The organism is Actinacidiphila sp. bgisy144 (assembly GCF_057708105.1).
The window spans coordinates 453,657-479,722 of sequence record NZ_JBYIRM010000001.1 but is presented as its reverse complement, the minus strand read 5'-3'; the positions used below and the strand labels follow the sequence as shown (position 1 = coordinate 479,722).

The window sequence follows — 26,066 nt, the reverse complement described above, 5'->3', positions numbered from 1 at the left end:
CCGCTCTCGCAGCGACGGGTGAACGTACGCATGGAAGCTCCTGCTCATGTACGGAGACGGGGCGCCGCTGAGCGGCTCAGATCCGGAACCTCCGGGGCGACACCAACCGCGCCGACCAGCGGACGGCCGTGGTGACGGCGCTGAAGCCGCCGACGCCGGCGAGGAAGGTCAGCAGCCAGTCGGCGCCGACCTCACGCGCGGAGTGGCCGGCGACGAAGGCGAAGAGCACGGCAAGGGCGTATCCGGTGGCGCGGGCCGCGTTCCGGCGAGGCGTGGCCCGAACCGCCGCACGGGCGACGAGGTCGAGGTCGCCCGGATCGGCGAGGTGCAGTTCGGACGCGACCTGGAAGGCGACGAGGGGGCCGTCGGGGTGGCTGGCGAGGCCGGCCACCGTGCCAAGGGCCTGGTCGGTGCGGTCGCGGACCACGTCGCCGACTGCGAGATGCATCGGGTCCCTCCTTTGAGGTGGTGGGGACCGCTCATCACGGACGAGCGGTCATGACCCCCGGCGCGGCCGCCGACCGCTGAGGCGGGGCAGCGGACGTGCCGGGATCAAAAGCACTCGTTCGTTCAGGCGCTCTGTGGAGTTTTCAAGCAACGGGCGTTGCCTTAGGGACCGTTTCGCGGGCCCTCCGGACGCTCCGAGCACAGCAACTCATCAAGAGATCCTGTCCTCAGGTCCTCTTTAGGAGTTCGTGAGTGACTGTGACACGTGACTCCTTAAGTCGTCAAGACCTCTTGAGGAGTTGTATGCTGGCGCGGGCCGATGATCAGGACGGTGAGCCGCATGGCGAAGGCATACGAACGGATCGCAGACGATCTACGTGACCGCATCCGTGCAGGTGAGCTGGGGGCCGGTGACCGCTTGCCCTCCGAGACGGTGCTCGTGGAGGAGTACAACAAGAGCCTGCCGACCGTTCGCCAGGCGCTCGGGCTCCTCCAGGCCGAGGGCCTGATCGAGAAGCAGCACGGCCGCGGCAACTTCGTCCGGCAGCCTCGTACCCCGATCTTCCGCTCGAACCTGCGTCATCAGTGGGAGAAGGACCGGGCGCGCGAGCCGGAGCAGCAGCGGAAGAAGACCGGGTCGACCGAGCACGACACCGGGCTCGAAGTGAACGATCTCGTCTTCTACGCCGTGTACGACGAGGTCGAGGCCGACGAGGAACTCGCCGCGATCTTCGGCGTCCCAGTCGGCACCACGATGGTGGAGCGGACGTACCGCACCCGGTATGAGGCGGAGGACTACCCCTTCAACCTCGTCGTCTCCTACCTAGTGCGCGACATGGTCGCCGTGAACCCGGAACTCCTGGACGCGACCAACGAGCCCTGGCCCGGCGGCACGCAGAACCAGCTCTTCACCATCGGCATCGAACTCGACCGCATCGAGGAGCGGGTATCGGCCCGCCCGCCGACGGCCGAAGAGTCCGAGGAACTCGGCCTGCCGCCCGGCACCGCCCTCATCGTGCTGGGCAAGACCTCGTATGACACCGACGGCCGCGTGGTCGAGCACTCCTACGTCCGGCTGCCGGGCGACCGCACGGAGATGACCTTCGTCACCAATCTGGGAAGGTGGTGACCGCCGTGGCGGATCGCCGGATCGACGTCATCACCGCAGTCCACGCCCCATCGGCGCCGTACCTCGCGGACGCCTACAAGTCGCTGTGCGCCCAGGAGTTGCCCGACGGCTGGGAATGGCGCTGGATCATCCAGGAGGACGGCCGCGGCGACGCCGTACGACCCCACGTCCCGGACGACCCGCGCGTCACCTTCCACCAGGGCCGACCCGGCGGCCCGGGCGTCGCCCGCACCATGGCCCTTGCGTACGCCTCCGGGCCATACGTGAAAGTCCTCGACGCCGACGACCAGTTGACCCCGGGCGCCCTCGCGCGCGACCTGGCCCTCCTGGAAGACGACCCCGAACTCGGCTGGGCCACCTCCCGCGTCCTGGACCTTCTCCCCGACGGCTCCACCGCCGGCTTCGACGGTGACCCGGACGACGGCCCTATCTCCCCCGGCGCCGTAGTCGACTACTGGAAGGCCAACGGCTCTCGCGCCCAGGTCCATCCGGCAACCCTCTTCGTCCGCCGCGACCTGCTCCTCGCTCTGGGCGGTTGGATGGCTCTTCCCGCCTCCGAGGACACGGGCTTGTTGCTGGCCCTCAACACCGTGAGCCGCGGCTACTTCACCCGGGAGTACGGCCTCCTCTACCGCAAGTGGCCCGGCCAGGCCACGGCCCAACCGAGCCACATGGAGGAGGCTGAGCGCGAAGCCCGTATGGCGGTGGTGGCGGCCCGTGCCGAGGCGTTGGCAGATACCGGTTGGCGCCTGGCCGCGGCCGATTGAGTCAGAACATGCCTGCATGCCCGGGGAGCACCTTGTCGTGAACAGCGGGTTTACTCACTTCCCAAGGTTTGCCTATATCGGAAATCTCTGGCCCGCGGGATTCCGTGGATAGTGCATATATTCGTCGATTGGCTGACGCTATGGAGTCCGCAGAACGCTACGGCCGGGCATGGGCTTCGTAAGCGGCTGCGCAGTGGTTCGCCGAAAGCGCGCGACTACCGCCTCATGTCCGTCTCGGCCTGAGTGGACTACTTGGCCAGAATTTCGGGAAATTGTCCGCTCATTGCGATTTCTGGATCAAGAGCTGCATTTCTTGCTGCATGAGCGTCATGGTTGCGATCTTGTCGGGATCGCCGGGGCTGTATGTTTTGACGTAGATGAACATGTCGCCCCATGAGGCTGCTATTTGAGTTACTGTTTTGTTGTACTTGCTTTTCTCTGGCGACATCGTCCCCTCCCCGGCTACGGCTGGGTCGGGGAATGCGACATTAGGGCTTTTCTCCCACTTAAAGGCGGAGGCTACGCTCTGATACTCGTAACGAGCCTGTCCGCTGGTTGAGAACCTTGCGAGCCAGATGTCGGACTCGAATCCGTCGGGAGCCATCCAGCCTCGGCAGTATGCCGATATGAATCCATGGTTGGCGAGGAAGGTCCGTTCGTAGGACTGGTAGTCCTTCTGGTAGACATGTTTGACGAAACCGGCTACGTCCATGTAGCCAGTATTCTTGGCAGGGTAGTGCATTGCGCCGGTGGGATACGGGAGAACCGCGTCGGCCAGTGTAACTGCTCTGCGGGTCGTCTTTTTTCTTTGTGTATCCGCCTCGGCTGATGATTTTTTCTGCCCGGATGGGCGTGTCTGTGCAGCCCCTCCAGTGAAGAGTGCGAGTATCCCGATGAGGAGTAGCACGGATATGATGCGCTGGCGCTGATGGGGCACGCACGACTCCATCGTTATGAGGGTGTTCTCATTAGGGCTGCGGTATCGCTGATGAGGCTAGGCCGCCTCGGTCACTTTTGGAGATTTCCGTAGGAAGCGTCGTCGGGCCGCGTTCCATTAGCTGGTTGCTGCTGAGGCTACGGGTTGACCGGGACCTCGTAGACGACTTCGCAGAGGTTGGCCGGGACCACGATGTCCGCGGTCTCGACGGGGCGGCCGTCTTCCGCGTAGTACGTGCGCTGGATGTGCGTGGCCAGGGTGCCCTTTTGGACGCCGAGCAACGCGGCTTCCTCCGCGGTCACGACGCGCGGTGAGGGCTGCTCGACGGCCCTGGTGACGGTCACGCCGATCTGGGCCATGCGGCGGACGACGCCGGTGCCGGCGTGGGGGCCGCCCTCGGGGAGGACGACGAGGGTGCCCGCCGTGAGGGCGTAGGGCTCCCAACTGGTGGAGATCTGCGCGGGCTTGCCGTCGGCGAGGAACTCGTAGGCGGTGCGGACGCACAAGTCGCCCTCGGCGATGCCGAGTCGGGCCGCGATGTCGGCGGGAGCGGGGATCTTGGCGTCGGTACGGCTCTCCCAGGTGCCGCGCTTGCCGAGGGCCGCCATGTCGGACTGGAAAGGCGAACCGCCCGCCTGCTCGCGGTAGACGGAGCGGACGATGCGGAGCCGTTGGCGGGGCTCGGCCACGTACGTGCCGGAGCCGGCGCGGCCTTCGAGCGTGCCCAGGGAGATCAGCAGCTCTTGGGCGCGGCGGATGACGTTGTCGCCGACGCCGTACGCGGTGGCCAGGTCGGCGCGCGACGGCAGGCGGTCGCCGGGGGCCCACTCCTGGTCGGCGATGCGCTCGCGGAGGGCGTCCGCGATCCGGAGATACGGCGGCTGATCAGGCATGTGGACAATCTAGTCCACTAGCTCTAATCTAGTGAACTAGCTTCACTGAGAGTGCCTGTTTGGCAACGGAGGACCGTTCTGTGCCCCCATCCGAAGCTCGCATCGTCGACATCTGCACGCGCCTGACGGCCGTAGGTCTGAGGCCCGAGCGGACGGACGACGGTGACGGCGCGCGGATCGAAGCGCTGGTTCCGGCCGACTTCCCCATGGGGAGCTGGCCGGAGCTTCTGGCGGTCCTCGAAACGGCCGACCGGTTCGGCTTTGCCGACAGCACCTCGCGCGGACGCCAGTTGGGGGCGGTCGTGCGGACAGCCCCCGGCCCGGCGCGTCACGCGTCACCGGGAACACCCTGAACCGTAGGAGCTGAACCGATGCCCGAACTCTTCCTCCGGGCTGCCGTGTGGATCGCGCGACAGCTCTTCCCGCCCGCTGGACGGCACCGTCAAATGCCGCTGCTGAGCCAGCAGTTGCGCACGACTCCGTTGCCCCCTGCCGTCCTTGCGGCGCAGCTCGTTCCGCGCTGGAGCGTCATCCGCGCCGAGGAGACCGCGATCGTCCGTCCGTACGTGCTCGCCGCGGAGCGACGACGCGGCAGCCGCCGCGGACCCGGACTCGCGGCGACGCTGTGACCGCGCGCTACCAGGTCGTCGCCGACGACCTGCGCCGGCTGATTGCTGCGGGCGAGTACGCCGTGGGGGACCGGCTGCCGCCGGAGACTCGGCTCGCCGCGCGGTACCAGGTCAGTACGCCGACACTCCGTGACGCGCTCGACGTGTTGCAGGCCGAGGGCCTAATCGCGAAGTTCCAGGGCCGCGGCAACTTCGTGTGCCGGCCGGCGGAGCGGATCACGTATCCCGGCGGTACCGAGGGTCTTCACGTCGTCGTCAGCGTCGTCGAACGGGCCGCGTCCGGTGAACTTGCCGCCCACCTCGGCGAATCGCCGGGTGCCCCGATCACCGAGTACGTGTGCCTCAGCCATCGGGAGGACGGGCCGCAGGTGCTCGCGCACGTCCACGTGCCGCATGCGGTGTCCGGCAGTCGGGTGCTCCCCGCGGGGATCTCGCCGTGGGGCGACGACATCCTCGGCGGGCTCATGGACGTGTCGGCGGACGGCAGTTCGGAGGTGAACAGCTACGACCAGGTCACCGCCCGGTTCCCCACCGGTGCGGAAGCACAGTCGTTGCGCATCACCGCCCGTACGCCGGTGCTCGCGATCCATCGGACGGTCACGGCGGGCGGCGGTCGGACGGTCGCCTGTGCCCACGTCGTCCTGCCCGGCATTTGGGGTGAAGCCGCCTTCTCGGGAGACCCGAGGGGCATTGCCGCGGCCGACGGAAAAGGCTCGGCGCGGTGATGCGGCTCCTGCCGTGGCAGGGCGCCGACGGCAAGCCCTGTTACCTCGACACGGACGCGAGCGGCTCGTCGTTCCTCTCCCGGCTCGCGGACAACGTGGAGGCCGTGCAACTCGGCCTGGGCCGAGACCTGTTGGCGAACGTACGGAAGTACACGACCGAACAGGCCCCGCCCGAGAGCGACTTGCGTGTCATGGTCGCGCACCTCTGCATGGCTCTCGCGGACGCGTTGCGCGTCGCGGAGAGCCGTGGCGGGCGACTCCCGGTGCCTGACGTGGACGAGGAGGCGAGCGAGACCGTACGGCTCCGCCAGGTCGTCCAGTCCTTCAACGAGCGCGCGATCGGGCGGTGGGACGCCACCTGATCCCCGCTTCACCCGAGCTGCGGTCCCTCCTCGACGCCGCAACGCTCCCACCGACGAAAGGAAATCGAGCCGATGACTGTCGGCACTACGAATGCGGGGTCATGCGTGGCCGACCGGAAGCGCGAATGGACGATCACCACCACCAGCGGCGTCACCGTGTCCGGGTACCTGCCCCGCTGGGCGCAGGAAGACCCCAGCGAGGTGGACGTGCCGCCGGAGGAACTGGCCGCGCGGCTGGCCGACATCACCCACCACGTGGACTTCCCCGGACAGATGCTGGATTCGTACTCGCCGGGCAACCCCACCAGCCATGACGCGCCGTTGGAGATCCTGCGCAGCAGCATCGACTGCAACCCCTACGCCACCGGCAGCGACCCTCGGTGCCCCGTGGTCAACATCCGGATCGCGGGCGAGTTCTGGCTGACCGACCTCGGCCCGAAGGAAGTGGCCGGCCTCGTGGCGAAGCTGCGCACCCTGGCCGACCGCCTCGACCGGGACATCATCCCCACCCTGGACAACGCCCGCTCCGACTGGACCAACCGGCCCATGACCTCCACCGGTGGCCGCTCATGACCACTCCCGACACGTCGACCCCCGCCACTACCGGTGCCGCACCGGTCGGCAGCAGCGTGCTGGCGGCGAGCGGACTCGTCCTCGCCCCCGGCGGCGTGACCGCCCGCGCCCTGTACGCCGCCCACCTCGCCGCGCTGCGCAAGCGCGCCGGCCTCTCGCTCCAGGGGCTTGCCGACCAGTGCCACTACGAGCAGTCCTATCTCCACCGCCTCGAAGGCGGAGGGCGCATCGGCACCCTCACCGTCGCCGAGACCCTGGACCACTTCTACGACACCGACGGCCTGCTCGTCGCGCTGTGGCAACTGGCGAAGCGAGAGCTCAAACGGCTCGCGGTCGGAGGCATGGAAGCCCTGGAAACGGCCGCGACCAGCATCCAGGAATTCGCCCTGGCCACCATCCCCGACCTGCTCCAGACCCCCGCCTACGCCGGCGAGCACCTCGCCAACTCCGGCCCCCACCGGCCGGAAGCACTCAGCGCCCACATCGAAACGCTGCGACGACGTCAAGCCCGCCTCACCGACACCGCATCCCGGCCCGTCCGCTACCGCGCCGTCCTCGACGAAGCCGTCCTGCACCGAGCCGCTCGCAACGCCCCCACCTGGACCAACCAACTCGACCACCTCATCACCGCAGCCCACGACCCCGCCATCACCCTCCACATCCTCCCCGCACACACCGGCCCTCACCTCCTCGCCGGTCCGGTCCACCTGCTGTCCTTCCACGTCGGCCGCGACCTGGCTGCCGCGAACAGCGCGCTCACCAGCCACGTCACCGACGACCCCGACGACGTCGACCACCTCCGCCAGACCTACGACGCCCTCCGCGACACCGCCCTCAACCCCGCCCAGACCATCGAACACCTCCACACCCTCCGCACCACCGCACCCTGACCGATCAACTCCACAGCCCCACCCAGGAGTCCACGCCCATGAACCCCACCATCGCCGCCCCCGACCACCCCACCGACCCACGTCCACCCGAACCCGTCCCCGAGCCGACCACGCCGGAGCAGGAGAGCACGCCGCACACCTGGACCATCACCACCACCGAGGGCATCAACCTCACCGGCTACCAGCCCGACTGGTCCATGGACAACCCCAGCCGCACCGGCATACCTCTCGACCAGGCCATGCGCCGCCTACGGAGCTACTCGCACTTCGCCATGCTCCCCGCCGAGCCCATCGCCCCCCTCGCCGACGCCGCCCTCGGCGGGCCCGGCCACTGGTACGTCGTCGTCCAGATCGAGTGCTACCCCTACTCCGAGCAGCTCCAACAGCGCATCCCCACCGCCAACTTCGCCATCATCGAGGAATACGAGGTCGGCAACCTCGCCCCCGCCGACCTCCACCGCATCGCCGACCAACTCCGCGCCCAGGCAGCGCTTTTCGAGACCACGGTCCTCCCTGCCCTCATCACCGCCCGCGAGGACTGGGCCACCCACCACCCCACGACCTCCGTCAGCGACCAGAGCAAGGCCGACATCCCGTGATCCGCCACTGGAAGATCGCCTTCATAGCCGGCTGGACCGGCATCGCGCTGATCGCCGGCCTGGCCCTCGGATGTGGACTCGTCCTCGGCCTGGCCATCGCCAGCCAGCCCGCCCCCTGAGAAGACTCCGCTCCGGGCGTCGCAATGCGCCCCGGTCCGCCCCTCCCACCCCTTCGGGACACGGTCGAGGAGACGCCCGGAGCGGACACCCGAAAGCACGGGCCGACTCCACGCCACATACACCCCGCCGCGAACCCACCCGTGGCCGCCCTGCCTGCCCTCACCGGCCCAACACCCGAGGTCAGCCGCAACGCAGGACGACATCGCTGACCGCTGCCGCCCTGATTCACGGCATCCCTCAGGGAAGGGTCTCCGCGTCGACGCGGGAGAAGATGAGGTCGCTCTCGCCTGTGACTGGACCCCGCCAGCGGATCGGTACGACGGAGGCGCCGCGCAGCGCTGTCGGGTAGGTGGCGGCGGCGTACTCGTTGGCGAGCCGGTAGACGTGGAAGCCGGCGCCGCGCATCGTGTCGAGCAACTCCTCTACGGAGTCGCCGAGTTGTTCCATGCGCTCGGGGGTGACCTCGACGGTGACCTCGGCGTCGGGACGTAGGCGTTCGAGCATGGGGGCCATGCCCCGTACGACGCTGCCCTCGGCCCCTTCGACGTCGATCTTGACGACGCGGGCGCGGGTGATCTCGTCGTCGGTGAGGACGTCCGGGAGCGGGTGGGCGTCCATGTCGAAGACGGACTCGGTCGGGCCGTCCCAGGGAACGATGCTGTTGGCGCCCATGTTCGCCGAGCTGGCGAGGATGAACGTCAGCGTCTGGTCCTTGTCGGAGACGGCGGTGTGCATGGCGCGGATGTTCGTGCAGCCGTTGAGGCGCGCGTTCTGCTCGACCCGGTCCAGGAAGGGGCGCGACGCCTCTATGGCGACGACGTGCCCGCTGGGCCCGACGAGTTGCGAGGCGAGCACGCTGAAGTAGCCGATGTTCGCGCCGACGTCGATGTACGTGTCCCCCGGGCCCAGACGGTTGCGGAGCCAGTGCGTCATGCGCGGTTCCCACGTGCCGAACAGGTACAGGTAGCGCTGGATCAGGTCCTGGGTGTCGACGGCGAAGCGCGCGCCGCTCTCGGTCTCGGTGACGCGTCGGCGCGGGGTGTCCCGCAGGTGCGGGTTCAGCCAGCGGCCGGCCAGCGGGCCCTTGCCGAGGGTGCCGGGGGCGTTGCGCACGTACCAGCGGCCCAGGGTGACCAGGGCCTCCGTGGTGGGGTTGCTCATCCGTACGCTCCTCCGCGCGCCGCCAGACCACCCACCCTACGGGCGCCCCCGCGCCACCACCCACAGCGTTCGCGGTCCCGATGCCCCGGAACCACCCCCTTGCAGCCGCCCGCCCTCCTAAAATCCTCAAGACGTCTTGATGACTCGGGGACCGGGGGTGGGTTTGAGCACGTCCGAGCAGTTGCTGACCATCGCCGCGGTGCTCCTGGGCGCCCTCACCACGTACGTCACCAACTACTGGACCGAGCGCCAGCGCATCCGCCGCGAGTTGCTCACCCGGTGGGACACGAAGAAGCTCGAAGCGTACGAGAACTACGTCGACCGGGTCCGCGCCGCGATCTACCTCGCCGTCGAGCTGTACGAGCACCGCGAGGGCATCCGCCTCAGCGACGACCCGGAAGCGCGCCAGCGGGCGGAGTTGTCGGAGGCCACTCACCTCCGCGGCCGGGCCTTCGAGCGCATCATGCTCCTGGCCGGCGACGAGGTCGTGGAAGCCGCCCACGCGCTGAACGCGGCCACCCTGGAAGTCGACTGGCAGGCCACCGGCAAGACCCCGGGCACCCTGGACGACTGGCGCACCCGCAACCGCGCGGTCTTCGCGGCGATCAACGCTTTTCACGAAGCGGCTCGAGTCGACCTGGGCGTCTCGGGTTCTTTGGTTGGGGAGCCGCATCCAGAGCGGGACCTCCTGCTGCCGCCAGTAAGGCCGCAAGGAGAGGGATAGATTCCCGAGATTCCGACCGCAGCTGCTCATTGTATGCTATTTGGCTTCCCACAATAAAATCGTCTCAAAAAAATGGGGTGTCGGCGAGCGGTGGCAAGTGATCAAAGTTTCCATTTCCCTCCGATTTCAAACGGGATGGATTTTCTCAACAGTGCAGTTGGTCAGCTGGTGGATGGCGAGGAGGATCATTCTCTCAAGTATGCCGTCCTGCACCTTCAGGCAGCCGTGGAAATTCTTTTCAAAGTCCGGCTTGTAGATGAACACTGGTCGCTGGTGTTTAAGAATCCCGGTGCGGCGGATCGAGAATCTTATGAGCGCGGAGATTTTGAGAGTTGCGGCACGGATGCGACTATTGAACGATTGCAAAAAATCGTCGGCGTGGATGTTCCCGAGAAAGCGCGAAGTCGTCTCAAGAAGTTGGCTCGCTATAGGAATCAATTGCAGCACTACGGTGCGAACCGTGAGTCGGCCCATGCGGTTAAGGCTGTGGCGGCCGAGGTTCTGGATTTTCTGTTGGTGTTCCTAGAAGATTGGCTGGGGCCGAGTCCTGAGAGCGAGGAATTTGATAAATACCACGAGATTCTTGAGGATGTTCGAGAAAATCTGACGTCCATAGAGGTGCTGGTAGCCCTGCGTTTGAAGCGGATCGAAAGGGAGCTTGAGGTGGTTGGTATTGAGCGCGTTACGGGGTGCCTCTCCTGTGGATGTTGGACTCTGGTATTTGACGCTCTAGAGTTTGCAACGTGCCGGTTCTGTCAGCGTACATGGATGAACTTGTCTCTTCTTCCTCGCGGCGAAAGCTTTCCGCGACGGGTAGAGGACGCGCTCTCGCATTGTACTGAGTGCGGCGAGCCGACGTTCCTTCTCGAAATGGAGGAGGATGGTCTCTATAATTCGCGGGGTCGCAGCGCTGAATATGAAGAGCCTGTCAAGATGCGTCGATTTGAGGTATGCGTGAAATGCTGGGAGATGATCTTTGATTCTGGGCATAGGACCCCGCTTCATCGAGGTGCCAAAAGATCATCTGATTGAGATGATGTGGAGTGGTGTCCGATGTTCTGGCCGACGCGCGAAACTCGAATGATCAGGACGAGGAATGGACGGCTGCTCGGTCAAGGGGCGGACGTAGCGGAGATGGCCTGGTCAAGGCGTCAACACCCGGCGTGGGCAAGCCAACTGTAAATCCGTCGGCTTAGCCTACCGTGGTTCGAATCCACGTGCCGCCACACCCCGAAGAGGGCCCCCGACCTGCATCTGCGCGGGTCGGGGGCCCTCTTTGCGCGTGTGGGGCGGGTCGGTCGGTTATGCGGGCTCGCTGGGGTTGTCCACAGGGGTGTGGATAACGGGGGCGGGGGCGCGGATGAGGGTTTTGCCGGTGGTGCGGCCGTGGAGCATCGCGAGGAAGGCGGTCACGATGTGGTCGAAGCCGGTGACGACGGTCTCGTCGGGGGTGAGGCGGCCGGACCGGAGGTGGGGGACCGCGAAGTCGTACAGCTCCTGCTGGAGTTCGAGGTGGTGGGTGACGAGGAAGCCCTCCATCCGCAGGCTCTTCTCCACCAGGTCGGCGTGGTTGAAGCGGGGCGGCGGCGCGTCGGGGGCGTTGTACTGGCTGATCGTGCCGACCCGCGCGATCCGGCCGAACGGGCGCAGCGCGCCGATCGCGGCGGCGAGCTGCGGGCCGCCGACGTTGTCGACGAAGACGTCGAAGCCGTCGGGGGCCGCGGTGGCGAGCAGTTCGGAGGCGGGGCCGTCGTGGTAGTCGAAGGCCGCGTCGTAGCCGACCTCCCGCGTGAGGTACGCGGCCTTGTCCGCCGAGCCCGTGCTGCCCACGAGGCGTCCGGCGCCCAGCAGCCGGGCGAACCGTCCGGCGGCCGTGCCGACGCCGCCCGCGGCTGCGGAGACGAACAGGTCGTCGCCGGGCCGGAGCCGGGTGATCCGGGTCAGGGCCACGTAGGCGGTCAGACCGGTGCCGCCGAGGATGCCCAGGTAGGCGCTCAGCGGCACCCCGTCGTAGCGGGGCAGGCGCCGGACCTGCCCCGGCGCGACAACCGCGTGCGTACGCCAGCCCTGCCGGTGGAACACGACCTCGCCCTCGGCCAGTTGCGGCGTGCGCGAGGCGACGACCCGTCCGAGGGCGCGGCCTTCCAGGGGCGCGCCGAGCGCGAAACCGCCGGGCCCGCCGTCCATCATCTCGCGGTGGTACGGGTCGACGGACCAGTAGAGGTTCTCCACCAGCGCGGTGCCGGCGGCGGGGGAGGGGAGCGCGGACTCGACGAAGGCGAAGTGCTCGGGGCCGGGGAAGGCGTGCGGGCGGGCGGTCTGGTGCACGGTGAGCGCGGTGTCGTCCATGGCCGGACCGTACGGCGGGAATGGGGCCGGCCGGCAGCGGGTTGGGCTCATGTGACGGGCGGTTCCATGAGCACTATTCATACGTCGAGGTGAGCGCCGGTGGCCCGGACGGCCGACTCCGATCTCGCGCCGCACGAACTGCGCGTGCTGGTCGCGGTCGCGGACGGCGCGGGCTTCTCGGCCGCGGCCGCGGCGCTCGGGCTGACCCAGTCCGCGGTGTCCCACTCGGTGCGCGGCAGCGAACGCAAGGTCGGCGCGGTGCTGTTCGTACGGGGCCGGACCGGCGCCCGCCCGACCCCCGCCGGTGAGCGGGCCGTCGCGCACGCCCGCCGCATCCTGCGGATGCTGGACGTGCTGGCCGCCGAGGCGCGCGGCGCCGCCTCGCCGGACCCGGCGCGGGGGGAGCTGCGGGTCGCGGCGTTCCGCAGCGCGGCCCTGCACCTGCTGCCCGCGGCCCTGAGGCGGCTGCGCGACCGGCACCCCGGGATCGAGCCGCGGGTGCGGATCGTCCGCGAGGTGGGCCGCGGCGCGGCGGGCGAAGTCGCCGACGGGAAGGCCGATCTGGCCGTCGCGACGCTGGGCGGCAGCGCGCCGCTGCCCTCCGGCCTCGTCGTCGGCGGGCTGTTCGAGGAGCCGTACGTCCTGGTGCACCCGCCCGGTCACCGGGCCGCTCCAGGTGCGCTGCCGCTGGTCGACTGGGCCGAGAACTGCGGGTCGTACACCCGCTCCTGGTGGGCCACGCAGGACTGGATACCGCCGGCGACGGTCGAGGCCGAGGACGACGGAGCGGTCCTGGCGCTGGTCGGCGCCGGCCACGGCATGGCGATCATGCCCGCGCTCTCCCTGACCGCCGCCCCGGCCGCGCTGCGCACCACCGACCTCGGCCCGGACCGCCCCACCCGCCGCGTCGGCTACGTCACCACACCCGAGCTGGCCGCCACGACCGCGATCCGCGCACTCATCCGCGAGCTGCGGGCCGACCTTCCGCACGGGACCCTGCCGGCGCGGGGTTGACCGCGGGAACGGCAGCGCCGCGGACGGTGAGCCCGGCCGGAGCGCGAGCATCGGCACCGGCCATACCGGGACGGCATCGCTGGCGCGCGGTCAGACCCCGGGGATGCCGTCCTGCTCGACCTCGAAGCGCCCAGGGCGGCGGACCGCCCTGTCACCGCCCAGCTTGCGCCGGCAGTTCTCGCCGAGCCCCCACGCCCTGCTCTCCGCGTCGGACAGCGGCTGCCCGCACATCCCGCACCGCACCACCCGCCGCCCCGCGGCGAGTTCCTCGTCCGTGGCCAGCCCGGGCAGCGGCGCGTCACCCTTCATGCCCCCAGTGTGCGCCACCGCGACGGGCCGCCCCCGCGCCGGAAGCGCGCCCCGCCGTTCCCGCACCGGAAGCGCGCGCCCCCGCCCCGGAAGCGCGGCCCCGCCTCACACCGGAGTGCCGCCACCGGTGGCGACGGTGTGGCGGACCTTGGTGACCGCCTTCTGGTAGAGGCTGCTGGCCAGTTGGGGCGAGGTGTCGGAGATCTGGAAGAACATGTAGCCGACGAGGACCTGCCCGACGCGCCCGAAGGCGAGGTAGCCGTTGACGGGTACGCCGCTGAGCTGCCCGTCCATCCGGGTCGCGGTGGTCTGCGCGCCGGAGGCGGTGACCAGGTGCGTCGGCGTCAGCCTGAGGGCGAGCTTGGTGCCGTCGGAGGTGAGGGTGAGGTCGCGGCAGGAGGTGAGCGCGGCCTTCTCCTGGGCGTACACGCCCGCGACCCGGCCCGCGGACCCGGTGGTCAGCTGCTCGCTGAGCAGCGGTCCGGACTGCCCGCCGGTGAAGTCCGCCTCCTGGGTGCCCGGGCCCGGCGCGGCCCGGAGCACCTTCACCAGCGCGGCGCAGCCGGAGACCCCGTCGCCGCCGACCCCGCCCCCCGCGGCCGACTGCGCACCGGTCATACCGGTGTCCGACGGGCTCAGCAGCGCCGACTTCAGTACGGCCGGGCCGGGCGTCGCCGCCGCCGCGGTACCGGTCAGCGCGGTACCCCCGGCGACGGCGAGCGCGGTGGCCGCCGCGGCCGTACCGACCAGGCGGGCCCTGCGCTCCGTGTACCGGCGACACGTCCTCAGCATGGCGGCTCCCTAGGGCTCGGCTCCGGTCCGCATCTCCCGGCCAGTGTGCGCCGGGCCCCGCCGCGCCGCATTGTCAGCGGCCGCACCTCACCCCAGAGAGTGACCGTGTGCAGCCGCCCGCTCGCGCACAGGTCGGTACGAGCCCGCCCGCGGGCCAGGACGCGTACGAGCCCGCCGGCAGGTCAGGATGCGTACGAGCCCGCCCGCGGGTCAGGACGAGGACGTGTCCTGCGCCGCCTTCTGGACGTACGCGTCGGTGTACGTCTTCGCCAGGTCGATCGTGTGGCCCTTGACGGCCGGGTCGACCGCGTCCAGCACCCGCAGCACGGTCTGCGGCGCGTCCGCCGGCATCTGGCCGGTGGGGTTGTACATGCCCATCTCGTTCGCCAGCGCCTGGATGTACTGGTCCTTGCCGCTGCCGGAGTAGAAGTCCGCCGGGACCTGCGCGGTGATCTGCGCGGCCGAGTGCGACTCCATCCACTGGAGCGTCTGGTAGATCGCGTTGACCATCTTCTGCGTGGTCGCCTTGTGGCTGTTCGCCCACGCCGTCTGCACGGTCAGCGCGGTCCCGGGGTACGGCCCGCCGAGCGCGGCCTTGGTGCCGGCGAGCGTGCGCATGTCGGCCACGATCGTGCCGAGGTGCTTCTTCAGCAGCGTGGAGATCGTCGGTTCGGTGGTGACGCCGGCGTCGACCCGGTCGTGCTGGAAGGCCGCGACGAAGGTGGGGCCGGCGGCCACGGCCACCAGGTGGGTCTGGGCGAGCGGGATGTTGTTGTGGATCGCCAGGTAGGAGCCGATGGTGGAGCTGGCCGAACCGAGCGAGGTCACCCCGACGGTCTTGCCGCGCAGGTCCGCCGGGGACTTCAGCGACGACTCGTTCGCCCGGGTCATCTCGACCATGCCGGGCGCCTGGAGCAGCTGCACGACCGCCTCGGTGCTCTTGCCCTTGGCCTGGAGGTCGAGGTTGTGGTCGAAGAAGCCGATCATGCCCTGGACGTCGCCCTTGAGGAGCGCGTCGGAGACCTGCGGGGTGCCCTGGAGGTTGTCGATCTTCACATCCAGGCCCTGCTTGGTGAAGAAGCCCATCCGCTGCGCCAGGATGAGCGGCAGGTAACTCTGGTTCGCCTGGTTCGACAGCGCGATCGTCACCTTCGTCGCGGAGCCGTCACCGGCCGCGCCGGAGCTGCCGGACGAGCTGTCCGAGCAGGCCGTCAGCCCCGTAGCCAGGAACGTCGTCGCGGCTGTGAGAACGATCTTCTTGTGCCACATGAGCCTTGCCTTCTCCTCGGGAGCGGGCGCGCCACCGGCCGTCTTCGGCCGTGCCGCGGTCCGCCGGTCAATGCGGGGCGGGCGTTCGTCGGGAGGTGCCGCACGGGGGCCGCCGGGGTCACGCGCCGGCGTCGGACCGCTGCGGGCGCGGCTGCCACCGCAGCAGGCGCCGCTCCAGCAGCGTGATCAGGCCCTCCGCGGCCAGCGCGTACGCGGCGGTGATGACCAGCCCCGCGTACACGCCGTCGGGGTCGAAGTTGGCCTGCGCCTGGAAGATGAGCAGCCCGAGGCCCTGCTGCGCGCCGAGCAGCTCCCCGACGATCGAGCCGGTGACGGCGAAGCCGAACGCCACGTGCAGGCTGGTGGTGATCCAGCTCAGCGCGGAGGGGATGACGACGTGCAGCGTCACCTGGGCGTTCCCGGCGCCGAGGATGCGGGCGTTGGCGATCAGGTTGCGGTCCACCTCGCGGGCGCCCTGGAAGGCGTTGAAGAACACGCCGAAGAAGACCAGCACCGCCGACAGCGTCACCTTGGAGCTGATGCCGAGGCCGAACCAGATCGCGAACACCGACCCGAACAGGATGCGCGGGATGGAGTTCAGCGTCTTGATGAAGGGGGAGAAGACGTCGGCGAGGAAGCGCAGCCGGCCCAGCAGGATGCCGAGGACGACACCGCCCAGCACACCGATGCCGAAGCCCATCAGCGTCTCTTCGAGCGTCACCCACACCTGGTCCCACAAGGAGCCCTGCGAGGTGCCGTGGCGCACCCAGTCCCACAACTTCGAGCAGATGCCGGAGGGTTCGCCGAAGTAGAAGCGGTCGATGGTCCCCGACGACGCGAGCACCTGCCACAGGCCGACGAACAGCACGAGGAGGGCGGCCCTGGTGAGGTTGACCAGCACCCGGCGCCGTATCCGCGCCCGCCGTACGGCCTGCCCGCGCAGCTCCTTGGCCGACGGGGACTTGGCCAACGGGTTCATGCCGCGGTCCCGGGCGTCGCGGTCGCCGTACGGCGGTGGGCGACCTGCACCTCGTCCCGCAGGGACTCCCAGATCCGCTCGTGGAGCCGGACGAACTCCGGGGTGTGCCGGATCTCCCGCGGGTTCCGGGGCCGCGGCAGGTCGATCGGGAAGGTCTCCTTGACGGTGGCGGGGCCCGCGGTCATGACGACGACCGTGTCGGCGAGCGAGATCGCCTCCTCCAGGTCGTGGGTCACGAACACCACCGACGGCCGGGTCAGGTCCCACAGGGCGAGCAGCTCGTCGGACATGATCTGGCGGGTCTGCACGTCCAGCCCGGCGAACGGCTCGTCCATGAGCAGCACCCGCGGCTGGTTGATCATCGTCTGCGCGAGGGCGACCCGCTTGCGCATGCCGCCGGAGAGTTGGTGCGGGTGGTAGCGCTCGAACCCCGCCAGGCCCACCCGGCGTATCCAGTCGGCGGCCAGCGCGTGCGCGTCCTTCCGCGACGCGCCGCGGAAGCGCGGTCCTGCGGCCACGTTGCCCAGCACGGTCTTCCAGGGGAACACCGCGTCGGTCTGGAAGACGAAGCCCACGTCCCGGGCCGTGCCGTCGACCGGCCGGCCGTCGAGCAGCACCTCGCCGGTGTCCGGCCGGGCCATGCCGCTGATCAGCGAGAGCGTGGTGGACTTCCCGCAGCCGGTCGGCCCGACCACCGCGGTGAACTCGCCGGCCGCCACCGAGAAATCGACGTCGTGCAGGACATCGTGATTGCCGCCCTGGGGCGTGCTGAAGGATTTCGTCACATTGCGCATCACGATTGGAGGCGTCTTGGGAGGCGTCGTCGGTTGCGGCGATGTGACCGACCCATTGGGTTCACGCGGGGTTTCGCTCGTCACGCCGGTGAGGCTGCCAGAACCCGGCGCGGGAGAACAACCTTGCCCATCCGGAGTGCACTGACTTAAGCGCGGAAGCGGCCGGAAAACCGTCGCCGCGCCGTGTCGCCACCTCTCCCGTGTCCGGAGAAAAACGCCGATGTTCGGCTTCTGCGGATTGTTGGAGGCGGTTAGACGTGATGCGTTCTTCGGGGGTAACTTCTGGTTGGTGACATTCCGTTATCCCGACATACCCGTCGAAATCGCGCTTCCGGATCGGTTGGCGCTGCGCATGCTCGTCCGTACTTTCCGGCCGGAGTTGATGGACCGGCTGGTGGACCGGGCCGAGCGGCGGGAGCGGCGCCGACGGCTACTGCCCGCGCAATTGATGATGTATTTCGCCCTCGCCATGTGGCTCTTCGGGACTTCCTCGTACGAGGAGGTGCTCGCCAAACTGACCGGCGGGCTGCCCGAGTTGTTCGACGACGTCGGCAACGTGGCCACCGCCGCCGCCATCGCCCGGGCCCGGATGCGGCTTGGCGTCGAACCGCTCAAGGGGCTGTGCGCGCACGTCGCGGCGTCCGCCGCGCAGCCGGGCGCCGAGCGGGTGTTCGTCCTGGAGAGCGTCGCCATGGAGGCGCCGGACACCCCCGCGAACCGGGGGGCGTACGAGGCGTTCGGCGCCGCGTACGGGGAGGGCGCCGCGGGCCGCCAGGTGGTCGAGCGAACGGCGCGGGGGCGCGCGCTCGACGTCTGGCTGGTCTCCCTCACCGAGTGCCGGCTGCGCCTGTCCGCGGCCGCGGCCGTCGCCGCCGGCCCGCAGGCGGGCATCGACAGCATCGTCGCCGACTGGCAGCACGACCTCCTCGGCGCGGGGGCGCTGGTGGTCGGCGAGCAGGACGCGGTGCCGCTGGCGATGTGGGACGTGCTGGCCGCGGCCGGCGCCCAGCAGATCTGGCGGGTGGGCGGCCGCGGCGGGGCCGGCCGGGTGCTGCCGGTGCTGCGCGAACTGCCCGACGGCTCCTACCTGTCGGTCCTGCCGCAGGACGGCGGCACAGGCGGCACGGGCGCCACAGACGGCGTGGGAGCCCCGGAAGGCACAGGCGGCCAGGTCGGCCAGAGCGCCGAAGGCGCGGCCGGGCGGCTCGTCCGGGTGGTGCCGTGCCGGTCGGCCGCGGAAACGGCGGTGCTGGTCACCTCGTTCCTCGACGAAGCGGTGACCGCGGCGGAGATCGCCGCCCGCCATCGAAATGTGGCGGAGATGTGCAGAAGCGGTGTCGGTGCCTTTGTGGCGCAGCTCGCCGGTATGCGGGTGGCGCTGCGCTCGAAAAGCCCGGAACTTGTTCAGCAGGAAATATATGCGATGCTCTGCATGTATCACGTCGTGGGCCATCTGATGACCCCGGCATATTCAGCGGACGGTATTGCGGCCGAGGCGGGCGATGCGGTCCTGTGACCGGGCCGATCGCCTTAAGTCAGTAGCGGAACCCTTTGCTCCGGTGGGCTTGCGTGTGCTGAAATGTGGTTCCCCGACCGGTGCGCGGGAGCGGGCGGAAGTACGGCGGCAATGTCTTTGCAGCCGGAAAGCGCGTGCGACGTGGTGTACCTGAGCCGACTGGTGTGCGCCCGGATCGGGCACTCGTTGTGGTGGACCGAATAACCGGGCGTCGCCGCGTCATGCCTGCGACGTTATCGAGGGTTGAGGGTTGGCAAATGGCAGACCAGGGGTCCCGCGAAGCCGGAAATCCGCCGACGGGCGGGGACCGCTTGGAGCGTCACCGTGTGGTGGTGCTGTGACCGCGGCACGCAGGTCCCGTTCGGCTCGCGCACCCCGGCGCGGCGCCGCCGTACCCGGCAGGGTCCTCGCCCTGCTGCGCGTCAAGCACCTGGGCGACTGGCGGCTGCGGAGCCGCATGCTGCTCCTGGTGCTGGTCCCGCTGGTCGCGATCATCCCGCTGGTCGGCGTACGCGTCGTCTCCGAGGTCGGCAACCTGCACTCCGCGGCCCGCGTCCAGGGCCAGGCGCAGCTCGCCCGCCAGATATCCACCCTGGTCAGCGCCCTGGACGACGAACGCGACCGCACCGAGGTCGCGCTGCGCGGCCCGGGCGCGGCGAAGGACCAGGACCTGGCGGCGGCGCAGAAGGCGACCGACGTCCAGGTACGGGAGTTCGGCGCGAGCCTGCGCGGTCACCAGGACAGCGTCGACGCCCTGCCGGCCGCGGTACGGCAGCTCGGCGCGCGCGGCGAGGCACGGCTCGGCGATCTGAGCCCGCTGCGAGCCTCCGCACGCGGCCTCGCCGCCGGCGCCGGCACCCCGACCTTCAGCGCGTACAGCACGATCATCGACGACCTGCTGGACTTCAGCGAGCAACTCGCCGCCGTCACCTCCGACCACGCCCTCGGCAGCCTGGTCGCCACGCTCGCCTCGATCGAGCAGATCGAGCAGCAGACGTCCAGCGAGCGCGGCTACCTCGTCGACGTGCTGGACAGCGGCGACTTCACGCTGGAGCAGAAGGAGGACATCGAGCAGGCGCAGTTCGAGACGGCCGCCGAGTCCCTTGCCAACAACGCCCCGACCTCGCTGCTGAACCTCTACCAGTCCACGGTCAGCGGCGACAAGGTCGGCGCCGCCGACGGCACCGTCCAGGAGGTCTCCACCGCCGCGCAGGAGGACATCCCCCTGGCGGACCTCGGCATCGGCAAGGCCACCGCGTTCCGGCAGCTCACCGACAAGCTCGACGCGGTGCGGACCGTGGAGCGCCAGGCCGTCGCGGACATGAACCGGCGCGCCTCCGATCTGCTGTCCGCGGTGCGCACCCAGCTCTACGAGAACATCGCGATCATCGTCGTGGTGGTCGCGCTGTCCTTCCTCGGCGCCCTGGTGCTCGCCCGCTCCGTGGTGCGGCCGCTGCGCCGGCTGCGCGCCTCCGCGCTGGACGTCGCCGACCACCGGCTGCCCGCCGCCGTCCGCCGGCTGCGCGACCTGGCGCCCTCGGACACCGACGAACCGGTGCGGGTCGAGCCGATCGAGGTGCGGACCGAGGACGAGGTCGGCCAGGTCGCGCGCGCCTTCGACCGCGTCCACGTCGAGGCGGTCCGGCTCGCCACCGAGCAGGCGCGGATGCGCAGCAACGTCAACGCGATCTTCACCAACCTCTCCCGCCGCAGCGAGAGCCTGGTGCTGCGGCAGCTCCAGCTCATCGACGACCTGGAGAACAGCGAGCAGAACCCGAGCCAGCTGGCGAGCCTGTTCCAGCTCGACCACCTCGCGACCCGGATGCGCCGCAACAACGAGAACCTGCTGGTGCTGGCCGGTGAGGAGCAGGGCCGCCGCTGGCACGAGCCGGTGTCGCTGATCGACCTGGTCCGCGCCGCCACCGCCGAGGTCGAGCAGTACGAACGCGTGGTGCTCTACGAGCTGCCGGACGTCGCGGTGGCCGGCCACGCCGCGACCGACGTCGTCCACCTGCTCGCCGAACTCATCGAGAACGCCACCTCGTTCTCCGGCCCCGAGACCCAGGTGCTGGTCGGCGCGAAGTTCCTCACCTCCGGCGACGTCGTCCTGGACGTCGCGGACGCGGGCATCGGCATACGCCCGGAGGAACTGGACCGGATCAACCGCCGGCTCGCCGAGCCGCCCCTGCTCGACGTGGCGACCTCCCGCCGGATGGGCCTGTTCGTCGTCGGGCGGCTGGCCGCCAAGTACGGCATCCAGGTACGGCTGACCAGCTCCGGCCGGACTGGCCTCAACGCCCTCATCCGGGTGCCGCCCGCCCTGCTGGTCTCCCCGGACCAGGGGGGCGCCGACGCGGCACCGGCGTTCGGCCGGCCGGCGCCGCAGCCCGGCAGGCAGGACGACCCCCGCGAACCCGTCGGCGCGTACCGCTCCGCAGCGGCGGCGGCGGGGCCGGTCGGCGGTTCGGGCTTCGGCCCGGACTTCGGCCCGGGGCCGATGACGGCGCCGGGTACGGGCCAGGGCCGGCCCCGCGGCGCAAGCGACCCGCACTACGACCAGGCACCCGCCGGACGCCACTCCGGCCCGCCCGACGGCGGCTTCCCCTGGTTCAACGACCCGGAGCCGGCCCCCGGGCAGCCCGGCCACGCGTTCTCCTGGTTCGCCCAGCAACTCGACGAGCACCCGCCGCCGCCGGACCCGCCCCACCCCGCGCAGCCGCAGGCACACCCCCACCCGCAGCCGCCGGCCGCGCCCCAGCCCCTGCCCCCGCGGGACGCCCACCAGGCACCCTCCTGGGCACGCCCCGACCGCGCCCCGCACGCCGCTCCGAGCGGGCCGGGCGGGCCGGGCGACCCGGGCCGCCCGCCGAGCGCGGGCCCGACCGCCCAGGGCCTGCCCCGGCGCGTGCCGTTCGGCAACCTCGCCCCCGGCACGGCCGCCGACCCCCGCCCCGCACCCGGGAGCCCGGCCCCCCACCTCCCGGCTCCCCACGTCCCGGCCGCGCCCCGCCAGGCCGACCTGATGCGGGAGCGGCTGTCGAGCTTCCGCCAGGGCGTCCGGCGCGGCAAGGACGGGACGGAACGCGGCGGCGGACCGGGCCGGTCACCGGGCGGAACGGGTCCGGTATGAGCCGGACGCCCGCCCCTCCGCCCGCGGCCGAGCCGCACGACGCCCCCAGCAGCATAGGAAGCAGCCCCAGCCATGAGCGATCCGAGCACCGAAGTACGCAACCTGAACTGGCTCATCGCCAACTTCGTCAAGCAGGTGCCGGGAGTCGCCCACGCCGTGGTCGTCTCCTCGGACGGCGTCCAGCTCCTCGCCTCGGCCTCCATGCCCAAGGACCGCGGCGACCAACTCGCCGCGATGGCCTCGGGCCTGGCCAGCCTCACGCAGGGCGCGGCCCAGCTCTTCGACGCCGGCGCGGTCACCCAGACCGTGGTGGACATGCTGAACGGCTTCCTCTTCCTCACGTCGATCAGCGACGGCTCGATCCTGGCGGTGCTCGCCGCGCCCACCTGCGACATGAAGGTCGTCGGTTACGAGATGACGCTGCTGGTCGAACGGGCCGGCGACGTGCTCACCCCCGACGTGCGCCGGGAGTTGCAGAGCGCGCTGGCCGGCTGAGGCCCCGCGCGGCCCGCCGGCCGACCCACCCCCGGAAGGACGTGTGCTCGTGAGCGAGGACCGCAGGCGCAACTCGTCGCCCTTCGTACGGCCCTACGCCGTCACCCGCGGGCGTACGGCGGCCCGGACCGACTTCGCGCTGGAGGCGCTGGTCGGCACCACCGCGCACGCCTGGGAGAGGGGGGTACGGCTCTTCCCCGAGCAGCAGGCGATCTGCCGGCTGTGCGTGAACCTGACGTCGGTGGCCGAGATCTCCGCGCTGCTGAACATCCCGCTCGGCGTCACCCGTGTGCTCGTCGGCGACCTGGCCGAGGGCGGCTTCGTCATCGTCCAGCAGCCGGGCTACGCGGGCGGCCGGCCGGACGTCACCCTGCTGGAACGGGTGCTCACGGGGCTGCGCGGCCTGTGAACCGCCGCCCGGCGGCAACCGGGTGAGCGCCCGCCCGTCCCCCCCGACCCGCGTCCCCCCACAACCCACGGAAGTGCCATGACCGACCAGCCCGGCCTCGCGGTGTCCTTCGGCGCCGCGGCACAGGACTACGACCGCTACCGCATGGGCCCGCCCGCGCAGGCGCTGGACTGGCTGCTGCCCGCCGGCCGCCCCGACGTGCTCGACCTGGGCGCCGGCACCGGCCTGCTGACCCGTCAACTCGCCGACCGCGCCGGGCGGGTGGTCGCGGTCGAACCCGACGCCCGGATGCGCGAGGTGCTGGCCGGGAACTGCCCGGGCGCGGACGTCCTCGACGGGACCGGCGAGCACATCCCGCTGCCCGCCGCCCACGTCGACGCCGTCACCGTCTCCGCGGCCTGGCACTGGATGGACCCGGCCGCCGCGCTCCCGGAGATCGCCCGGGTGCTCAGGCCGGGCGGCACCTTCGGCATCCTCTACACCCGGCGCGACCGGCGGGTGCCCTGGCTCGACGCCCTCGACGGGTACGTCCATGACGAGATGGGCACCGACGACCGGATCGGGGACCTCATCACGCGGATGAACAGCGGACCCTGGCTGCCCGCCGGCGCGCCCTTCACCGAGCCGCGCACCCGCACCGTCACCTGGACCGCCGAGGCGACCACCGAGGAGGTCGCCGCCATGTTCGCCACCTACAGCAGGTTCATCGCGCTGCCCGCCGACCGCAGACGCGAACTCACCGCCCGGATCGAGGCGAAGGTCCGCGCTACCGCGGAGTTCGGGGACGGCCGCGTCCGCCTGCCCATGGCCTGCTACCTCTGGCGCGCGCGGCGCGCCGGCTGACCCGGCCCGGCCAGGGGCCCTCGACGCCTCGGGCCGGGCCCGGCACCTCACACGCGCCAGGCGAGGCGGGGACCTACGAAGCCGCCGCCCGCACCGCCGACGCCACCGGGTCGCGCCCCGCGACCAGTTCCAGCGTCAGCCCGGCCGTCTCCGGCGCCGTCAGCAACTCCGCCAGCACCGCCGCCACGTCGTCCCGCGGCACCGAACCCCGCCCGGTCGAAGGCGCGAGGTGCACCTTCCCCGTGCCACTGTCGTTCGTCAGGGCACCCGGGCGCAGGATCGTCCATGCCAGCGCGTCCCGCGCCCGCACCGCGTCGTCCGCCTCGCCCTTCGCCCGCAGATACGCCGTGAAGACCGGGTCCCGCCCCTCCGCCGCCGCGTCCGCGCCCATCGACGAGACCACCAGGAAGCGCCGTACCCCGGCCCGTTCGGCCGCGTCCGCGAGCAGCACCGCCGCGCCCCGGTCCACGGTCTGCTTGCGCGCAGCCCCCGAACCGGCGCCCGCGCCCGCCGCGAACACCGCCGCGTCGGCGCCCGCCAGCACCTCCGCCACCTGCTCCACCGTCGCCGACTCCAGGTCCAGCACGACCGGTTCGGCACCCGCCGCCCGCAGGTCGTCCGCCTGGGCGGGGTCGCGGATCAGCCCCACCGCGCTGTCCCCGCGCCCGCTCAGCAGCTTCTCCAGCCGCAGCGCGATCTGTCCGTGTCCACCAGCGATCACCGTACGCATGCCCCGACGCTACGCCTGGCGGTGCGCCTGGCGCGGGAGGTCGAAGGCCGCGTCGCCCGCCGAGTCGCAGTACTCGCGCACCGCGCTGGTCCGCGAGACCACCCGGCCGCGGTGGATCACGATCCGGCTGTAGGCCAGCGAGAGCACCCCGGCCAGGCTCTCCCCGCGCACCGCGAGCAACTCCGCCGGGAAACCCGCCTCGACGCGCACCTCCGGCAGCCCGAGCACCGCCCGCGCCTCCGCGCTGACCAGGTCGTAGGCGAGCAGGGGAGCGCACTCGCCGTGCGAGGCCAGCAGGAACGCCGCCTCCAACGGGTCGCCGCGGCCGACCGGGTTGGCCAGGTCGCACAGCGCGCCGCTGCCCGCGGTCACCCGCACCCCGGCCGCGCGCAGCGCGCGTACCGCGGTCAGCGGCGCCAGCGGGCGGACGGCGGCGGCCGCGTAGGCCGCGGGGGTGGCCGGCGCGGGCGAGCCGCGGTCCAGCGCGCCGCAGCCGCCCTGGGGGAGCGCGACCACCGAGACGCCCGCCGCGGCCAGCCGGTCCGCGGTGCGCGCGACCCCGTCCGGGCCCTGCACGGCCAGCCGGTGGCAGGGGCCGAGGGTGACCCCGGGCCGCAGCCCGCCGGCCATCGCGGCGAGCCGGGCCATCCGCGCCGGGTCGTCGGCTGCGGTGTGCAGGTCCACCGGCAGCCCGAACTCGGCGGCCAGCGTGAGCACCGCCTCGATGTAGCCGCTCGGGTCCGGATCGAGGTCGGGGCAGCCGCCCACCGCCGAGGCGCCCATCTTCAGCGCGTCCCGCAGCATCGCCAGGCCGTCCGCGCCCGCCGCCCCGGTCAGCACCCGCGGCACGGCCACCGCCTGCACCTCCAGCAGCCCGCGCAGCGACTGCCGCGCCTGGAGCACCGCCTCCAGCGAGCGCAGCCCGCGTACGTCGCCGACACGTACGTGGCTGCGCACCGCGGTGGCGCCGTGGCCGAGTTGGAGGAGCGCGGCCTCGGTGGCGCGGCGCTGCACGTCCTCGGTGTCGCCCGCGGGCGGGCCGCCGGCGGTGAGCGCGAAGTCCAGGTGCGCGTGCGGTTCGGCGGGAGCGGGCAGCAGGAGGTAGCCGCGCAGGTCGATCCGGGTACCGCGATCGGCACGGTCGGTCCGGCCGGCCCGCTCGCGGTCGACCGGGCCCGCGGTCCGTTCGCCACCGCCACCGCCACCGCCACCGCCACCGCCCCCGCGGTCCGCGGGCAGCGCGAGGCTTCCCGCGGTGCCCACCGCCTCGATCCGCGCGCCGCTCAACCGGACGTCGACGGCCCGGCCGTCGGTGAGGCGGGCGCCGCACAGCAGCAGGGTGGCGGTCTCCGCGGTGGTGCCGCGAGAGCTGTCGGTCATCGCGCTCCTCCGGTACGGGCTCTACGGACGGTGGGAGGCAGGATCACGGGACAGGAACGGGATCACGGGACAGGAAGCAGGAGAAGCACGGCGCCCGGAGG

Annotated in this window: 30 protein-coding genes; 18 read left to right on the top strand and 12 right to left on the bottom strand. The window is 71.0% G+C overall.

Going from position 1 to position 26,066, the window contains the following annotated elements; all coding sequences use genetic code 11:
• Nucleotides 1–76: 76 nt before the first annotated feature.
• Nucleotides 77–448, bottom strand: a complete 372-nt coding sequence (locus tag AC3EVP_RS02325) for a hypothetical protein (protein WP_435125283.1) — start codon at nucleotides 446–448, stop codon at nucleotides 77–79.
• A 339-nt stretch (nucleotides 449–787) separates the two neighbouring features.
• Between AC3EVP_RS02325 and AC3EVP_RS02320 the strand changes: the two genes are divergently transcribed.
• Nucleotides 788–1,576 carry a GntR family transcriptional regulator gene (locus tag AC3EVP_RS02320; RefSeq protein WP_435125281.1) on the top strand — a complete coding sequence of 263 codons (789 nt, stop codon included), beginning with the start codon at nucleotides 788–790 and terminating at the stop codon, nucleotides 1,574–1,576.
• Nucleotides 1,573–2,343, top strand: coding sequence for a glycosyltransferase family 2 protein (locus AC3EVP_RS02315; RefSeq protein ID WP_435125594.1), 771 nt, complete (start codon nucleotides 1,573–1,575; stop codon nucleotides 2,341–2,343). The genes AC3EVP_RS02320 and AC3EVP_RS02315 overlap by 4 nt, the downstream gene beginning before the upstream one ends.
• A gap of 280 nt (nucleotides 2,344–2,623) precedes the next feature.
• Here the strand turns inward: AC3EVP_RS02315 and AC3EVP_RS02310 are convergent, their stop codons facing one another.
• Entirely contained in the window at nucleotides 2,624–3,280 is a 657-nt protein-coding gene (locus tag AC3EVP_RS02310; RefSeq protein WP_435125279.1) for a hypothetical protein, read from the bottom strand.
• A 137-nt stretch (nucleotides 3,281–3,417) separates the two neighbouring features.
• Nucleotides 3,418–4,173 (bottom strand): GntR family transcriptional regulator, encoded by a 756-nt coding sequence (locus tag AC3EVP_RS02305; RefSeq protein WP_435125278.1) that lies wholly within the window; start codon nucleotides 4,171–4,173, stop codon nucleotides 3,418–3,420.
• An 80-nt stretch (nucleotides 4,174–4,253) separates the two neighbouring features.
• Here AC3EVP_RS02305 and AC3EVP_RS02300 point away from each other — a divergent pair, with 80 nt between their 5' ends.
• The 8 genes from AC3EVP_RS02300 to AC3EVP_RS02265 all read left to right on the top strand — a co-directional run bounded on the left by AC3EVP_RS02300 (nucleotide 4,254) and on the right by AC3EVP_RS02265 (nucleotide 8,070).
• Nucleotides 4,254–4,526: a hypothetical protein gene (locus AC3EVP_RS02300; protein ID WP_435125277.1), complete on the top strand. Its 273-nt coding sequence runs from the start codon at nucleotides 4,254–4,256 to the stop codon at nucleotides 4,524–4,526.
• Between the two features lie 18 nt (nucleotides 4,527–4,544).
• Complete coding sequence (locus AC3EVP_RS02295) at nucleotides 4,545–4,802, top strand: hypothetical protein (RefSeq protein ID WP_435125274.1); 258 nt, start codon at nucleotides 4,545–4,547, stop codon at nucleotides 4,800–4,802.
• A complete protein-coding gene (locus AC3EVP_RS02290) occupies nucleotides 4,799–5,527 on the top strand; it encodes a GntR family transcriptional regulator (RefSeq protein ID WP_435125271.1) in 729 nt (242 codons plus the stop codon). Before AC3EVP_RS02295 ends, AC3EVP_RS02290 begins: the two co-directional genes overlap by 4 nt.
• Nucleotides 5,527–5,889 carry a hypothetical protein gene (locus tag AC3EVP_RS02285; protein ID WP_435125591.1) on the top strand — a complete coding sequence of 121 codons (363 nt, stop codon included), beginning with the start codon at nucleotides 5,527–5,529 and terminating at the stop codon, nucleotides 5,887–5,889. Before AC3EVP_RS02290 ends, AC3EVP_RS02285 begins: the two co-directional genes overlap by 1 nt.
• Nucleotides 5,890–5,994: 105 nt before the next feature.
• Nucleotides 5,995–6,462, top strand: a complete 468-nt coding sequence (locus AC3EVP_RS02280; RefSeq protein ID WP_435125269.1) for a DUF6907 domain-containing protein — start codon at nucleotides 5,995–5,997, stop codon at nucleotides 6,460–6,462.
• Complete coding sequence (locus AC3EVP_RS02275; protein WP_435125267.1) at nucleotides 6,459–7,352, top strand: helix-turn-helix domain-containing protein; 894 nt, start codon at nucleotides 6,459–6,461, stop codon at nucleotides 7,350–7,352. Before AC3EVP_RS02280 ends, AC3EVP_RS02275 begins: the two co-directional genes overlap by 4 nt.
• Nucleotides 7,353–7,390: 38 nt before the next feature.
• Nucleotides 7,391–7,951 (top strand): DUF6907 domain-containing protein, encoded by a 561-nt coding sequence (locus tag AC3EVP_RS02270; protein ID WP_435125264.1) that lies wholly within the window; start codon nucleotides 7,391–7,393, stop codon nucleotides 7,949–7,951.
• Nucleotides 7,948–8,070 (top strand): hypothetical protein, encoded by a 123-nt coding sequence (locus AC3EVP_RS02265; RefSeq protein WP_435125262.1) that lies wholly within the window; start codon nucleotides 7,948–7,950, stop codon nucleotides 8,068–8,070. The genes AC3EVP_RS02270 and AC3EVP_RS02265 overlap by 4 nt, the downstream gene beginning before the upstream one ends.
• Nucleotides 8,071–8,308: 238 nt before the next feature.
• Here AC3EVP_RS02265 and AC3EVP_RS02260 read toward each other — a convergent pair whose 3' ends face one another.
• The gene (locus AC3EVP_RS02260; protein ID WP_435125259.1) at nucleotides 8,309–9,232 is read right to left on the bottom strand and encodes an FkbM family methyltransferase; all 924 of its coding nucleotides are present in this window, start codon (nucleotides 9,230–9,232) and stop codon (nucleotides 8,309–8,311) included.
• 157 nt (nucleotides 9,233–9,389) lie between these two features.
• Here AC3EVP_RS02260 and AC3EVP_RS02255 point away from each other — a divergent pair, with 157 nt between their 5' ends.
• Complete coding sequence (locus AC3EVP_RS02255; protein ID WP_435125256.1) at nucleotides 9,390–9,956, top strand: hypothetical protein; 567 nt, start codon at nucleotides 9,390–9,392, stop codon at nucleotides 9,954–9,956.
• A 90-nt stretch (nucleotides 9,957–10,046) separates the two neighbouring features.
• Nucleotides 10,047–10,988, top strand: a complete 942-nt coding sequence (locus tag AC3EVP_RS02250; protein ID WP_435125254.1) for a hypothetical protein — start codon at nucleotides 10,047–10,049, stop codon at nucleotides 10,986–10,988.
• A gap of 270 nt (nucleotides 10,989–11,258) precedes the next feature.
• On the opposite strand, the gene AC3EVP_RS02245 is transcribed toward AC3EVP_RS02250, so the two are convergent.
• Nucleotides 11,259–12,305, bottom strand: a complete 1,047-nt coding sequence (locus AC3EVP_RS02245; RefSeq protein ID WP_435125251.1) for a zinc-binding dehydrogenase — start codon at nucleotides 12,303–12,305, stop codon at nucleotides 11,259–11,261.
• Between the two features lie 99 nt (nucleotides 12,306–12,404).
• Between AC3EVP_RS02245 and AC3EVP_RS02240 the strand changes: the two genes are divergently transcribed.
• Nucleotides 12,405–13,319, top strand: a complete 915-nt coding sequence (locus tag AC3EVP_RS02240; RefSeq protein WP_435125248.1) for a LysR family transcriptional regulator — start codon at nucleotides 12,405–12,407, stop codon at nucleotides 13,317–13,319.
• Between the two features lie 90 nt (nucleotides 13,320–13,409).
• Here the strand turns inward: AC3EVP_RS02240 and AC3EVP_RS02235 are convergent, their stop codons facing one another.
• From AC3EVP_RS02235 to AC3EVP_RS02215, 5 genes are all read right to left on the bottom strand, one after another.
• Nucleotides 13,410–13,628 carry a DUF6011 domain-containing protein gene (locus tag AC3EVP_RS02235; RefSeq protein WP_335978341.1) on the bottom strand — a complete coding sequence of 73 codons (219 nt, stop codon included), beginning with the start codon at nucleotides 13,626–13,628 and terminating at the stop codon, nucleotides 13,410–13,412.
• A gap of 105 nt (nucleotides 13,629–13,733) precedes the next feature.
• Complete coding sequence (locus AC3EVP_RS02230; protein ID WP_435125244.1) at nucleotides 13,734–14,420, bottom strand: hypothetical protein; 687 nt, start codon at nucleotides 14,418–14,420, stop codon at nucleotides 13,734–13,736.
• Between the two features lie 210 nt (nucleotides 14,421–14,630).
• Nucleotides 14,631–15,689 (bottom strand): ABC transporter substrate-binding protein, encoded by a 1,059-nt coding sequence (locus AC3EVP_RS02225; RefSeq protein WP_435125242.1) that lies wholly within the window; start codon nucleotides 15,687–15,689, stop codon nucleotides 14,631–14,633.
• 118 nt (nucleotides 15,690–15,807) lie between these two features.
• Complete coding sequence (locus tag AC3EVP_RS02220; RefSeq protein ID WP_435125240.1) at nucleotides 15,808–16,668, bottom strand: ABC transporter permease; 861 nt, start codon at nucleotides 16,666–16,668, stop codon at nucleotides 15,808–15,810.
• Nucleotides 16,665–17,462, bottom strand: coding sequence for an ABC transporter ATP-binding protein (locus AC3EVP_RS02215; protein ID WP_435125237.1), 798 nt, complete (start codon nucleotides 17,460–17,462; stop codon nucleotides 16,665–16,667). Before AC3EVP_RS02215 ends, AC3EVP_RS02220 begins: the two co-directional genes overlap by 4 nt.
• Nucleotides 17,463–17,682: 220 nt before the next feature.
• Between AC3EVP_RS02215 and AC3EVP_RS02210 the strand changes: the two genes are divergently transcribed.
• The 5 genes from AC3EVP_RS02210 (at nucleotide 17,683) to AC3EVP_RS02190 (ending at nucleotide 23,855) form a co-directional block, all read left to right on the top strand.
• Entirely contained in the window at nucleotides 17,683–18,978 is a 1,296-nt protein-coding gene (locus AC3EVP_RS02210) for a transposase domain-containing protein (RefSeq protein WP_435125234.1), read from the top strand.
• Nucleotides 18,979–19,315: 337 nt separating this feature from the next.
• Nucleotides 19,316–22,108 carry a sensor histidine kinase gene (locus AC3EVP_RS02205; RefSeq protein WP_435125231.1) on the top strand — a complete coding sequence of 931 codons (2,793 nt, stop codon included), beginning with the start codon at nucleotides 19,316–19,318 and terminating at the stop codon, nucleotides 22,106–22,108.
• A gap of 72 nt (nucleotides 22,109–22,180) precedes the next feature.
• Complete coding sequence (locus AC3EVP_RS02200) at nucleotides 22,181–22,603, top strand: roadblock/LC7 domain-containing protein (protein ID WP_335978327.1); 423 nt, start codon at nucleotides 22,181–22,183, stop codon at nucleotides 22,601–22,603.
• Nucleotides 22,604–22,652: 49 nt separating this feature from the next.
• Complete coding sequence (locus AC3EVP_RS02195; RefSeq protein ID WP_335978325.1) at nucleotides 22,653–23,012, top strand: DUF742 domain-containing protein; 360 nt, start codon at nucleotides 22,653–22,655, stop codon at nucleotides 23,010–23,012.
• Nucleotides 23,013–23,090: 78 nt separating this feature from the next.
• Nucleotides 23,091–23,855, top strand: a complete 765-nt coding sequence (locus AC3EVP_RS02190; protein WP_435125227.1) for a class I SAM-dependent methyltransferase — start codon at nucleotides 23,091–23,093, stop codon at nucleotides 23,853–23,855.
• 73 nt (nucleotides 23,856–23,928) lie between these two features.
• Here AC3EVP_RS02190 and AC3EVP_RS02185 read toward each other — a convergent pair whose 3' ends face one another.
• Together AC3EVP_RS02185 and AC3EVP_RS02180 are read right to left on the bottom strand one after the other, a co-directional pair.
• The gene (locus tag AC3EVP_RS02185) at nucleotides 23,929–24,585 is read right to left on the bottom strand and encodes an NAD(P)H-binding protein (protein WP_335978322.1); all 657 of its coding nucleotides are present in this window, start codon (nucleotides 24,583–24,585) and stop codon (nucleotides 23,929–23,931) included.
• Between the two features lie 9 nt (nucleotides 24,586–24,594).
• Nucleotides 24,595–25,965 (bottom strand): amidohydrolase family protein, encoded by a 1,371-nt coding sequence (locus tag AC3EVP_RS02180; protein ID WP_435125224.1) that lies wholly within the window; start codon nucleotides 25,963–25,965, stop codon nucleotides 24,595–24,597.
• Between the last annotated feature and the right edge of the window lie 101 nt (nucleotides 25,966–26,066).